This is a genomic window from Mesorhizobium sp. WSM3862 (assembly GCF_002294985.1).
Taxonomy (GTDB): Bacteria; Pseudomonadota; Alphaproteobacteria; order Rhizobiales; family Rhizobiaceae; genus Mesorhizobium.
On record NZ_NSGE01000004.1, the window covers coordinates 572579 to 585078 of the forward strand.

Annotated in this window: 13 protein-coding genes; 5 read left to right on the forward strand and 8 right to left on the reverse strand. The window is 63.3% G+C overall.

Annotated elements, in window-relative coordinates; translation table 11 throughout:
- Positions 1–175 precede the first annotated feature (175 nt).
- From CK224_RS15110 to CK224_RS15125, 4 genes are all read left to right on the forward strand, one after another.
- A complete protein-coding gene (locus tag CK224_RS15110; protein WP_095777048.1) occupies positions 176–1501 on the forward strand; it encodes an ActS/PrrB/RegB family redox-sensitive histidine kinase in 1326 nt (441 codons plus the stop codon).
- A gap of 107 nt (positions 1502–1608) precedes the next feature.
- Positions 1609–2172 (forward strand): ActR/PrrA/RegA family redox response regulator transcription factor, encoded by a 564-nt coding sequence (locus tag CK224_RS15115; protein ID WP_040974834.1) that lies wholly within the window; start codon positions 1609–1611, stop codon positions 2170–2172.
- Positions 2173–2442: 270 nt separating this feature from the next.
- Entirely contained in the window at positions 2443–3633 is a 1191-nt protein-coding gene (gene nhaA / locus CK224_RS15120) for a Na+/H+ antiporter NhaA (protein ID WP_095782301.1), read from the forward strand.
- A 117-nt stretch (positions 3634–3750) separates the two neighbouring features.
- Entirely contained in the window at positions 3751–4215 is a 465-nt protein-coding gene (locus CK224_RS15125; RefSeq protein ID WP_245425943.1) for a hypothetical protein, read from the forward strand.
- Positions 4216–4290: 75 nt separating this feature from the next.
- On the opposite strand, the gene CK224_RS15130 is transcribed toward CK224_RS15125, so the two are convergent.
- From CK224_RS15130 to cueR, 4 genes are all read right to left on the reverse strand, one after another.
- Positions 4291–4791: an MmcB family DNA repair protein gene (locus CK224_RS15130; protein ID WP_176477929.1), complete on the reverse strand. Its 501-nt coding sequence runs from the start codon at positions 4789–4791 to the stop codon at positions 4291–4293.
- Between the two features lie 87 nt (positions 4792–4878).
- Positions 4879–5130 carry a hypothetical protein gene (locus CK224_RS15135; RefSeq protein ID WP_095782304.1) on the reverse strand — a complete coding sequence of 84 codons (252 nt, stop codon included), beginning with the start codon at positions 5128–5130 and terminating at the stop codon, positions 4879–4881.
- 649 nt (positions 5131–5779) lie between these two features.
- Positions 5780–6082 carry a DUF1330 domain-containing protein gene (locus CK224_RS15140; protein ID WP_095782305.1) on the reverse strand — a complete coding sequence of 101 codons (303 nt, stop codon included), beginning with the start codon at positions 6080–6082 and terminating at the stop codon, positions 5780–5782.
- Between the two features lie 85 nt (positions 6083–6167).
- Positions 6168–6557 (reverse strand): Cu(I)-responsive transcriptional regulator, encoded by a 390-nt coding sequence (gene cueR, locus CK224_RS15145; RefSeq protein WP_067003523.1) that lies wholly within the window; start codon positions 6555–6557, stop codon positions 6168–6170.
- Between the two features lie 223 nt (positions 6558–6780).
- Here cueR and CK224_RS15150 point away from each other — a divergent pair, with 223 nt between their 5' ends.
- Positions 6781–7398, forward strand: a complete 618-nt coding sequence (locus tag CK224_RS15150; RefSeq protein ID WP_067003525.1) for a L,D-transpeptidase — start codon at positions 6781–6783, stop codon at positions 7396–7398.
- Between the two features lie 173 nt (positions 7399–7571).
- Here the strand turns inward: CK224_RS15150 and CK224_RS15155 are convergent, their stop codons facing one another.
- From CK224_RS15155 to trpS, 4 genes are all read right to left on the reverse strand, one after another.
- The gene (locus tag CK224_RS15155) at positions 7572–8141 is read right to left on the reverse strand and encodes a NifU family protein (protein WP_067003527.1); all 570 of its coding nucleotides are present in this window, start codon (positions 8139–8141) and stop codon (positions 7572–7574) included.
- A 144-nt stretch (positions 8142–8285) separates the two neighbouring features.
- Positions 8286–10427, reverse strand: coding sequence for an amylo-alpha-1,6-glucosidase (locus CK224_RS15160; protein ID WP_176477930.1), 2142 nt, complete (start codon positions 10425–10427; stop codon positions 8286–8288).
- 322 nt (positions 10428–10749) lie between these two features.
- On the reverse strand, positions 10750–11241 hold the full coding sequence (locus CK224_RS15165; protein ID WP_067003529.1) for a universal stress protein: 492 nt from the start codon (positions 11239–11241) through the stop codon (positions 10750–10752).
- A 102-nt stretch (positions 11242–11343) separates the two neighbouring features.
- On the reverse strand, positions 11344–12411 hold the full coding sequence (gene trpS, locus CK224_RS15170) for a tryptophan--tRNA ligase (RefSeq protein WP_067003531.1): 1068 nt from the start codon (positions 12409–12411) through the stop codon (positions 11344–11346).
- Positions 12412–12500 lie beyond the last annotated feature (89 nt).

Sequence of the window (12500 nt, forward strand, 5' to 3'; positions counted from 1 at the left end):
CCTCGGGTCTGCGCTCCGCTTCGCGTCGCTCCGCCCGTGGATGACGAAATCGCGAGGGGCCTCGGCCAATCATCAAGCGCTCATGATGGCGAACCGAAACAACGGCCGCTGACGGGTCAAGTCGCCGTCACAGCGCTACTAGCGCTCACCCTCCTGCGGCTATAATCGTAAGTCGATGATCAATATCCTACGCGCGCCCGATTCCCAGCAGAGCCAGCGGCTGCGGCTCAACACGCTGATCCGCCTGCGCTGGCTGGCCATCGTCGGCCAGAGCATCGCGGTGCTCGTCGTCGCCTACGGGCTGAAATTCCCGCTTCCGGTCTCGCTGTGCTTCGCGCTCATCGCCTGCTCGGCCTGGATGAACCTCTGGCTCACCTTCCGCTATCCCGCGGCGCATCGGCTGACCCCGCTCTCGGCCTTCGTCATCCTCACCATCGACAGCCTGCAGCTCGCCGGCCTGCTCTACATGACCGGCGGCCTGACCAATCCGTTTTCGGTCCTGCTCTCGGTGCCCGTCGTCATTTCCGCCGCATCACTGCCGCTGCGCCTCACCGCGGTGCTCGGCGCGCTGGTTATCGCGGCGGCCACGCTGCTTGTGTTCTTCCATCTGCCGCTGCCCTGGTACGAGGGCGCGCCGCTGTCGATGCCCTTCATCTATGTCGCCGGCATGTGGATGGCGGTGTTCGCCTCGATCGCCTTCACCGCGATTTACGCCTTCCGCGTCGCGGCCGAGGCACGCCTGCTCGCCAACGCGCTCGCCGCCACCGAGCTGGTGCTGCAGCGCGAGCAGCATCTTTCGGCGCTCGACGGCCTCGCGGCGGCCGCCGCGCATGAGCTCGGCACACCTTTGGCCACCATCACCGTCGTCGCCAAGGAAATGGAAAAGGCGCTGGGCGAAGATCCGAAATTCAGCGAGGACGTGAAGCTGCTGCGCTCGCAAAGCGAGCGTTGCCGCGAGATCCTGAAGCGGCTGACCAGCCTGTCCTCGGAAGGCGAGGCGCATCTTTCGCGCCTGCCGCTGACCTCGCTGGTCGAGGAAGTGACGGCGCCGCACCGCGACTTCGGCATCTCGATCCGGCTGCGCCCCGGCGAGCGCATCGGCCCGGAGCCGGTCGGGCAGCGCAGCCCGGGCGTCATCTACGGGCTCGGCAATCTGGTCGAGAACGCCGTCGACTTCGCCAAGGACACGGTCACCGTCAGCTGGAACTGGGACAATGAGGAGGTCTCCTTCTCCATCATCGACGACGGGCCGGGCTTCCCGCCGGAAATCATCGACCGCATCGGCGAGCCCTATATGTCGACGCGCCAGGGGACAGAGGCCGGCGGCGGCCTCGGGCTCGGGCTTTTCATCGCCAAGACGTTGCTGGAGCGCTCGGGCGCGACGATCGATTTTCGCAATTCGAGCGGGCTCGGCGAGGGGGCGGTGGTGCAGATCACCTGGCCCCGCGGCGTCTTCCTCAATCCCGAGCATGCCCCGGGCACCGCATTCGACAATGCGTGAGCCTATGCATTTGGCGCATGGCAGCTTTGTTGCCGGCTGTAAAAATTGGACATTGCAGTTGCAGAATTGTATCTGCGTAAAAGTAAGGCAGTAGGATGCTGACGCAAATGAGCGCAGAAGAACCCACCGGCGCAATGGTAGAAGGCGAGGACACCTCGCTGCTGATCGTCGACGACGACAAGCCATTTCTCACCCGGCTTGCCCGCGCCATGGAAACCAGGGGCTTCGCGGTCGAGACGGCGGAAAGCGTGGAAGAGGCGGTCGCCAAGGCGCGCGCTCGCCCGCCGGCTTATGCGGTAGTCGACATGCGGCTCGGCGACGGCAACGGCCTCGACGTGGTCGCCGCCATCCGCGAGAAGCGCGACGATTCCCGCACCATCATCCTGACCGGCTACGGCAACATCGCCACCGCGGTGACGGCGGTGAAGCTCGGCGCCGTCGACTACCTGTCGAAGCCCGCCGATGCCGACGACGTATTTGCGGCGCTGACCCGCACCGCGGGCGAGCGGGCCGCACCCCCGGAAAACCCAATGTCGGCCGACCGCGTGCGCTGGGAACATATCCAGCGCGTCTACGAAATGTGCGACCGCAACGTCTCCGAGACCGCGCGCCGGCTCAACATGCACCGGCGCACCCTGCAGCGGATTCTGGCAAAGCGGGCGCCGCGGTAACCTGCTTAAACACGCGTACGGTGCTGCCGATGGCGGGTGTCGAAGGCAGCGCTGGCTGCCGCCTAGCAACGCTGGCGACTGGCGAAAACCGTGATGAGAGCGCCCTCTCCCCGCCATACGGGGAGAGGATGCCGGCAGGCAGGTGAGGGGCGGCGCCGGCGCTTGCAAGGAGGGCGACGCTGACCGACCGGTCCAATGCTTGCCCGGTCGTGCAAGTTTGAGCATCATCCGCGAAGGACACCGGCCGGCGGGCCATGTGACGGAGGGGGCATGCGCGACGAGCGGCCGAAATCGATGCTTCGCGAATTCCTCGACGGTGAGGCGGCCGGCGGCATCATCCTGATGGCGGCCGCCGCCCTTGCGCTCATCGTCGCAAACTCGCCGTTTGCCGAAATCTATTTCGCCGCCCTCCACGCCTATCTCGGGCCGCTCAGCGTCTCGCACTGGATCAATGACGGGCTTATGGCGGTGTTCTTCCTCCTGGTCGGGCTGGAGATCAAGCGCGAGATGCTGGACGGTCAGCTCTCAACCTGGCCGCGCCGCGTGCTGCCGGGCATCGCTGCGGCCGGCGGCATGGTGTTTCCGGCGCTGGTCTATGTGTTGGTCAACCGCGACAACCAGGCGGCGCTTTCCGGCTGGGCGATCCCCACCGCCACCGACATCGCCTTCGCGCTGGGCGTGCTGTCGCTGCTCGGCAGCCGCGTGCCGGCCTCGCTGAAAGTGTTTCTTACCGCTTTGGCCATCATCGACGATCTCGGCGCCGTCATCATCATCGCGCTGTTCTACACCAGCGGCCTGTCGCTCGCCTATCTCGGCGCCGCCTTCGCGGTCATCGCCGTATTGATCGTACTCAACCGCATGCGGGTGATGAACCTCTTGCCCTATCTCGTGCTGGGCGCGCTGCTTTGGGTGCTGGTGCTGAAATCGGGCGTGCATGCGACGCTTGCCGGCGTGGCGCTGGCGCTCACCATTCCGCTCGAGCGTTCGCCCGGCATCGGTCACGACGTCGAGCACTCGCCGCTGCACCGGCTGGAACACGGCCTGCACAAGCTCGTGCCCTTCATCGTCATCCCGATCTTCGGCTTCGCCAATGCCGGCGTCTCGCTCGGCGGCCTGAGCGTTGCCGCGCTGGTCGAGCCTCTGACGCTGGGCGTCGCCGCCGGCCTCGTCGTCGGCAAGCTGGTCGGCGTCTTCGGCTCCTCGGCTCTCGCCATCCGGCTGGGCCTCGCCGACCTGCCGGCCAATGCCGGCTGGCTGCACATGATCGGCATTTCGCTTCTGTGCGGTATAGGCTTCACCATGAGCCTGTTCATTGGCCTGCTCGCCTTCGCCAATGACGCCGCCCTTCAAGACGCGGTGAAGGTCGGCATCCTCGCCGGCTCGCTGATCGCCGCGCTGGTCGGCGCGGCGGTGCTGCTGATGGCGCCGGCGCGGGGTGGCGCCGAAGAAGAAGTGGAGTAGGGCAGCGGGGAACGCGGTCTTGCCGATCAATGGAAGCGTTGTAAGGCGCACCACTACTTTCCGATGACTTGCATTTGATGAGTTGAAGCTATCGCTGGAGTGCTAGCGTGCTTCAGCGTGCCGTCAGACAGCGATGGGGCAATTCACTCGGTTAAGGGGCCAGCAAAAATGGTATGCCGCACAACAAGTGTCATAGCAACGGTCGCGGTTTTGGGCCTTGGGCTCTCTCCGGCGGCTGCGTTCACACATCTGTCGAGCTATGAAAAAACGGCACTAACGGGCCAAGAGATTCTCGTCTTTAAGGGAGCGAGCCTGAACGTGGAATGCTCTTCTGCCGGCAAGGACGATGTAAAAATTATCTCCGGGCCGAGTCATGGGGAAGTTAGGTTGGTTGAAGGGAAGGTTTACACATCTTTTGCGAAAACCAACCAGAGATTTAAATGCAATTCTCGAAAGGTCGACGGAATAAAAGGCGTCTACAAATCGGCTGCCGGGTTTAAGGGGCAGGATCAGATGACCTTCTCGGTTCATACTTTTGATGGGAACGCGTACAAGATCGTCGTGGACGTCAATGTCGAGTAGGGGCTGCGCTTTGGGTCCCGGCGCAGTGCAGCCCGGTGCTGCGCGGCCCGCGGCCAGCGACGACGAGATAGCGTCCTACTCGCTTTCGCCGTCCAGCACCGGCACCGAGACACCGGCAAGCTCCGCCGCCAGCAGCCGCGCCGCGCCCGCACGCGCGATGCGCAACATCAGCGCCTTGCGCGTCGCAGCGGCCATGCGGTGCTCCGGCGCCTCGCGCAGGATCTCTGCGCCATAGCCGTCGGAGAGGATGAAGCCGCATTCCTCCGGAAAGATTTCCGCGGGCACGCCGGGATGCGTGGCGAAGAAGAAGCGGTCGGCATGCAGCCGGTAGTCCGGCCATTTGCGGTCGACGCGGAAATCCTCGATCGAGGATTTGATCTCGATGATCCAGATGTCGCCCTGCCGGGTCAGCGCGACAAGATCGGCCCGCCGGCCGGTGGCCAGGGATAGCTCCGGCAGCACATGCGCGCCTATTTGGGTCAGCAGACGCTGCACGCCGCGCCGCACAAGCATGGCGCGTTCTGACTGGCGGCCGTCGATCAGCGGGTTGAGGGGAATTGGGGAAACGATAGGCATGGCAAGCACCATGCCAGATTTTGTTCACGGTTTGAACCCGTGATTCATCGGCGATGATCTGGTTGACAAACCAAGAGGGGCAATGCCTTAGTCGTCGGCGAGTTCCAACCGAACTCGCTGCCATTCTACCCAGCAATTCTCTGGATCAATATCGAGGTAGCCTCTCGATTCATCCATGCGCCTGGCGTCCTCCCGAGTGAGCGCAATCGCCGGACAGCTATCGCGGATTTGGATCGCCTCTTCCTCTGTCAAAGGGCTTCCGTTTGCTCTCTCTCGATTGAGCAAGGTCGCGACAAGGCTGGGCATAGGATAAATAATAAGCTCGCCGTTTTCGCTCATCGTTGGCCTTGGCTATCACTGCCTTTTGCGGGTGCATGCGCCGCGCCAGTTCCTTTAATCGCCGGTTCATCCGGGGCGACGAGAGCCGGGAACTAGGGGTATTTGCTTCCCGCAAGTTGTCTGGCGCGTCCTTCGGTAGTGGTTGCCTTACGAGTCAGCGGGGTACACCTGACCGCCAGCCCTCCGGTGCGAGTGACATATTCCAGACAGGATTTGTTCGGTGTGTCTGGGATACAAACATTAACGTTCACCGGCACAAGCGCCCCGCCGGGGATTGCACCGTATTCGGTATGGTTTGTGCATGTTACCTTACTCGAATAAGGAACATTCGCCTGGCTGGTGCATGCCGTCGCGCTGGCAGCAATGCCTACAAGGATTGCTATGCGGATCAAAAGTGGTTCCCCCCAAGACAACCGCTTTTGGATCATGATTTGTCCCGGGTGCCAAGTCGGGTCTGTTAAATAAATAACCGCGTTGAGCAGGGCGGTTATATATTTCACAGACCACCGCAACACTTGAGAGTGTTGCTACCCTGCTGCATCCGCAGTATGAACCCCAAAAAAATCCTAAGCCGAACGCAATCAGCGTTACAGGCCAATCGGTGATCGCCCAAGTAATGCCGATGATCGACGCTTCATTGTAGAGCACCTCATCCAGCCTCCCCCAGAGCCCCTTCGAAGATCAGCAAGACGCGGTTCGACGCCTGCAGCGCAAACCGCTTCGCTTCCTCGTAAGACGGGTCGTCATAGCAAGCCATGGCAGCTTCCAATGACGGGAATTCGACGACGATCACCCGACCGGCATCGCGCGCCTCCACCAGCAGGGGCGGCACTTTCGAAGGATTGCTGCGTGCCTGATATTTCTCGCCGATGGGCTTCCACAGCCTGGCGTATTCGGCTTGCGCTTCCTGATCCGAAATCTCGGTGCCGACGATGAGCCAGTATCCCTTCATGGTGGAGCACTCCTGCCGAGGATTTGTTGCTCGCTCAAGAGCTAAGATAGAGATTGGATACTTGTCTAGCTTCGGCTCGGCGACTTCACGCCGCCCCCGCCATGTCATCCAAGATCGGGCAGTCCGGCCGGTCGTCGCCGTGGCAGGCGTGGATCAGCTTCTGCAGCGTTGCGCGCATCGACTGCAGTTCGCGCACCTTTTCCTCGATCGCCCTGACATGGGCGCTGGCGATTTCGCGCACGTCGTGGCTGGCGCGGTCGCGGTCCTGATAAAGCGCCATCAGCTGCCTGCAATCGTCGATTGAAAAGCCGAGGTTGCGGGCGCGGCGCAAGAAGGCCAGCCGGTGCACGTCGTCGCGCGAGTAGTCGCGGTAGCCGTTTTCGGCGCGCGCCGGCAGGATCAGGCCGATCTCCTCATAGTAGCGGATGGTCTTGGCCGGCAGGCCGGAACGCTCGGCGGCATCACCGACATTCATGGCGCTCTCCTGTCTCCGGCAGCCCTTCCGGCTGCCCCGTTGATTTTACTTCACAATCTCGCGACCCCTGTTGCCGAAATGCCGCAGTTCGGCACTTACCGGCAGGGAAGGTCATGCATATAGGCAGTGCGCGCTTGGCAAGCAAAAGAAATGCCAGCATGAATGATGGTGAGAAAGCGGCCGACTCGTGCCGCTGATAAAAGGCAGGGCGTCGGACCTATTCATGCGCTTGAAGTCGTTTGCAATCGTCGCCGCCCTTGCGCTGTCGACCGCGATCAGCGGGTGCAGCACCATCGGCGGGCAGATCTTCACCAACAACTATGGCGCGATGACCGATGCCGGCTATCAGCTGCCGCGCATCCCGATCGAGAAGGTTCCGGCCCGCTTCCGCCGGCAGGAAGTGCGCTACGACACTCCCGAGAAGCCCGGCACCATCATCGTCGACACCCAGAACAAGTTCCTCTACTTCGTCGAGGGTGACGGCATGGCCATGCGCTACGGCATCGGTGTCGGCCGCGAGGGCTTCGAGTGGCACGGCACCGCCCATATCGCGCTGAAGCGCGAATGGCCGACCTGGACGCCGCCGGCGCCGATGATCAAGCGCCAGCCCGAACTCGCCAAATTCGCCGGCGGCATGGAGCCGGGCCTGAAGAACCCGCTCGGCGCGCGCGCCATGTATCTGTTCAACAAGGGCGGCGACATGGGCTACCGCCTGCATGGCAGCCCGGAGTGGTTCTCCATCGGCAAGGCGATGTCGTCGGGCTGCATCCGCCTGATGAACCAGGACATTATCGATCTCTACGACCGCACTTCGGTCGGCGCCAAGGTCATCGTGATGTGATCACGATGGCCGCGGACAAAAGCTTGCGTGCGCGGACCGTCTAGGCAACAACAAGACGTCCAAAGACAGAAAACCGGGCTGTTGGGGCCCGGTTTTTTGTTTTTGCGGTTGGAGAAAATTCACTCCGCCGAGAAGCTCAGAAACCGCAACAGGCGGCCGGCGGAGCAGAATTATCAGGCGACCTGCTCGACCTGCTGCACTTCCGGAACAAAATGCCGGAGCAGGTTCTGAATGCCGTGCTTCAGCGTCGCCGTCGATGACGGGCAACCGGCACAAGCACCCTTCATGTGCAGGAACACGGTGCCGTTCTCGAAGCCGCGGAAGGTGATGTCGCCACCGTCCTGCGCGACCGCCGGGCGCACCCGGGTGTCGAGCAGCTCCTTGATGGTGAGCACCAGCTCCTCGTCGGCCTTGTCGTAGAACTCGCCGGCCTGGCCGGCGTCGTTGGCCGGAGCCGCCGAAGCCATGACCGGCGCGCCGGACATGAAATGCTCCATGATGGCGCCGAGGATTGCCGGCTTCAGGTGCTGCCAGTCCGGACCGTCCTTGGTCACGGTGATGAAGTCGTAGCCGAAGAAGACGCCGGTGACGCCGGGGATCTCGAACAGCCGGCCGGCCAGCGGCGAAGCCTGTGCGGCGCCTTCGGCGTCACGGAAATCGGCGGTGCCGTCGCGCAGCACTTCCTTGCCGGGCAGGAATTTCAGCGTCGCCGGGTTCGGCGTCGATTCGGTCTGGATGAACATGGATATCTCCAGGCCCTTCCGGGCCGATAGTTTGGAATAGTTCTAAATAGGCTCTATCGGCTGGACATTCAAGCGAAACGCGTCGCCCGAACGGCTGGCTGGCGGAATGTTTTTGCCCCGGCGGAGCGCTTCGCCACGACAAGCCTATCCTCCGACTTCCACGCTGAGTTGTCCACTCGTCTTCTGGATGTTCACCTCGGCGCCGTCCGCCGTGCGCCTGAATTCGAGGTCGGCGCTTGCCTCGCCGACCCGCAGCCCGCGAAGCTCGATGCGGCTGACGAAATCGGGCAGTCGCGGCCGCACGATCCGCAGCTTGTTTGCGAAGGCGTCGGGCTCCAGGCCGAGGCAGGTGGTCACCAGGAACGGCACCGCGCCCGCTGCCCATGCCTGCGGGTGGCAGGCCACGGGATAGTGCACCGGCACCTGGAAATCGTTGCGCTGAAAGCCCGCCATCGCCTCCGGCAGCCGGTGATGGCGGAAGTGCATCGCCGCTTCGACAATGGCGGTGAAGATCCGCAGCGCCGCGCCGTCCTCGCCATACCGCCGGCAGCCGGCCGCCAGCAGCGCATTGTCATGCGGCCATACGGTGCCGAGATGATATCCGACGGGATTGTAGCGCCGCGCCGCGCTCGAGAGCGTGCGCACGCCCCAGCCGTTGAACATGTCGTCCTGCATCAGCCGCCGCACGGTTCGGCGGCCCTTGCCCCGATCCGCGATGCCGGTCCACAGCGCATGGCCCGGGTTGGAGGAAACGACCGCGACCGGGCGGCCGCGCGCCTCGAGCGCCAGCGCGAAAGTGTCCAGGTCCTCGCACCAGAAGTCGCGGTTGAACCGTGTCCGAAGCTTTTCGACCTCGCCGCGAAGCTGCCTGGCGCTGTTGCGCTCGCCAATGCGTTCGTAGAGATCGGCGATGGCATGCTTGGCCGCAAACACATAGCCCTGCACCTCGACCAGCGCGATCGGCGGCCTGGCGATGCTGCCGTCGGTCCTGACGATCGCGTCGGCCGAATCCTTCCACCCCTGATTGACGAGACCGCTTTCCGAGATGGTGCGGTATTTGACATAGCCTTCGCCATGCCCGTCTCCGGCCTTGGCGATCCAGCCCAAGGCCTTTTCCACCGGCTCCCGCAGTTCGCGGAAGAGTCCCACGTCGCCTGTCCACGCGGCATAGCGGCCGAGAAGCAGCAGGAAGAGCGGGGTCGCGTCGACCGTGCAGTAGAATCTGGCATGTGGGACATTGCCCGCGCGAGCGAGCTCGCCGACGCGCAGCTCATGCAGTATCTTGCCGGGCTGCTCCTCTCGCCATCGATCCGTTCGACGTCCCTGATAGCCGGCGAGAAGGCGCAGCGTCTGGGCGGCGATCTCCGGCTGGAAGGCGAGCATCTCGAGCGCGACGATCAGGCTGTCACGTCCAAACAGCGCGACGTACCACGGCACGCCGGCTGCGAAATACTCCCTGTTGCCAAGATCCGACCTGAGCACCGCGAGATCGCGCAGCGAACGGTCCATGATGCTGTTGAGCAGCAGGCTGTCGCTGTCGAACTTCGTGTGTTGCTCCAGCCATTTTTCAGTATCCGCCTGAACCGTCCCGGCAAAGGCCTCGAGAGCAAACGCCGGGTGCTGGCTCATTTGCTCGGCCTCCGGCTCTTCCGACAGTTCCCTCAATTCTATGGTGATCGCGATGGTGCGCTTTTCTCCTGGCGCCACATCGAACCGGAACTCGGCCGCCGTTCTGTGCATGGCATCGGGTGCCGGCAAAAAACCGATTGTTGCCGTTCTGCGAACGTGGTCGGCGCCGTGATAGACAAAGTGGAGGCTGCCGTCGCGCCAGGCGGGCCGCTCGCACCTGCCGAGGTTCTTCGGCACCAGTCCGCGCACATTGAAAATGTCCTCGAAGCCGGCGCCGAAGTGCAGGGCCAGCGGAAAGCCATGCGGCTCGTGGCCGAAATTCTGGATGGTCAGAACCTCCCGCACGCATGTTTGCTCCGCATCGAGAATGCGCTCCCAGCGGATGCCGAGCTCGTCCTTGGGGATCAGTTGCCCCCCATCGCAATGCAGGTCGGGATTGGCCAGTTCGAAAAGCGCGGCGTAACCTCTTTGCGCGGTCGAGGCCAACACGATCGGCGGCAAACCGCCCAGCGTCATCTCATAGCCGCCGAGGAAACGGCAGTCGTGGAAATAGAGCCCGAAGCCGTGCTCGCCTTTCACCGGTATCTGGGCGTCGGGAGCGACATAGTAGAGATCGAGATTCTTGACGGTAATCGCGTCGGCGATGCTGTCCACCATGGCCGGGTGCCCCTTGGCGAGCACGCGGTGCCTGCGCTCCTGCTGCGCATGAGGCGTCTGCCGGGCTTTTTGCTGCGATCGCGCTGCCTGCGAGCGCGGCTGCACCGGTGATCCAGTCCCAGCGTTTCGCGGCTTTGACGTGCCGCTACGCCCTGCTTTCCGGGTTGATTCGTCCACCGGCGCTCCTTTGGAATGGCCGTTTCCGTGACCATTCCAAATGGCGCGCCGCCGACACGGGCCAAGGGCTATGGGCTGGTTGATAACATCGATGTGTATCTACGGATCGGCGACGTTCCAATCGGGCAGGAGGGGCCTTCCCAATTCAGGCCAGGCTCTCGATTTCCTCGTCGGAGAGGTTCTGCGGCACCACGGTGACCGGGATGGGGAAGGCGGCGCCCCGGCCGGCCACCGCACTCACCAGTGGCCCCGGACCTTCCTTGCCGGCGCCGGCCGCCAGCACCAGGATGGCGATGTCCTGGTCTTCCTCGATGAGCTTGTGGATTTCCTCGGTCGGCTTGCCTTCGCGCACCACCAGTTCCGGCTCGATGCCGACCTTCTGGCGCACCTTGCTGGCATAGGTGTCGAGCGCCGCGCGCGCGGTCGCGTTGGCTTCCTCGCGCATGATCTTCTCAACCCCCAGCCAATGCTGGAAATCGTCCGGCTCGATCACATAGAGCAGGACCAGCACGCCGCTGGTGCTCTGTGCGCGCGTCGATGCGTAGGCGACCGCGCGCTCGCATTCCGGCGTATCGTCGATGATCGCCAGGAATTTGCGGCGATGTCCGGCTTCACGGCTGAGGCGTTTGGAAACCATGTCTGTCCGCTCGGTATCAATTCGGCCGCAATCTGCCACCGCCACGGACCGGCGGCAAGCCGCCGGCCGGTATGGCGATCCCAGTCAACCAGCGAGGACCGATCAGTCCTGCAACAGGCCGATGATGTCGCGCACCGTCTTCATCGTGCCTTCGGCGATCGCGCGGGCGCGCTCGCCGCCGTCCTTGAGCACGGCGTCGACATAGGCGCGGTCGCCCTCGATGCGGCGCATCTCCGAGGCGATCGGCGCGAGCTTTTCGACTGCAAGGTCGGCCAGCGCCGGCTTGAACACGGAAAACTGCTGGCCGCCATATTCCTTCAGCACGTCGGCTTTGGAAATTTCGGCGAGGCCGGCATAGATGCCGACCAGGTTTTCGGCTTCCGGCCGGCTTTCCAGCCCGTCGACTTCACTCGGCAAGGCCTCCGGATCGGTCTTGGCCTTGCGGATCTTCTTCGAGATTGTGTCGGCATCGTCGGTGAGGTTGATGCGCGACAGGTCCGACGGGTCCGACTTCGACATCTTCTTCGAGCCATCGCGCAGGCTCATGATGCGCGCCGCAGGACCGCCGATCACCGGTTCGGTGATCGGGAAGTAGCCATTCACCGTCTCTTCGCCGACCTGCATCTCGACGCCGACGCCGAGCGCCGCGATTTTTTCCGAGAAGTCGTTGTTGAATTTTTGCGCGATGTCGCGGGTCAATTCCAGATGCTGCTTCTGGTCCTCGCCCACGGGCACATGGGTGGCGCGGTAGAGCAGGATGTCGGCGGCCATCAGGCTCGGATAGGCGAGCAGGCCGAGCGAGGCGTTCTCGCGGTCCTTGCCGGCTTTGTCCTTGAACTGCGTCATCCGGTACATCCAGCCGATGCGCGCCACGCAGTTGAAGATCCAGGCCAACTCGGCGTGCTGGATGACCCGCGACTGATTGAAGACGATGTGCTTCTTGGGGTCGATGCCCGATGCCAGGAAGGCTGCGGTGATCGAGCGCGTCTGGTCGCCAAGGTCCTGGTGCACGAGCTGCGCCGTCAGCGAATGCAGGTCGACGACGCAATAGATGCAGTCGGATTGTTCCTGGAGGGCGACGAATTTCTTGATGGCGCCGAGATAGTTGCCCAGATGCAAATTGCCGGTCGGCTGGACGCCCGAGAAGACGAGGGGCTTGAAGGCGGACATGATTTCCTCATGGCTTGTGGAGGGCCGTATACGCATGATTCCAAAAAGTTGCAGACTTTTTGGAGCCAATCATGCGGCTGGAAACCGCG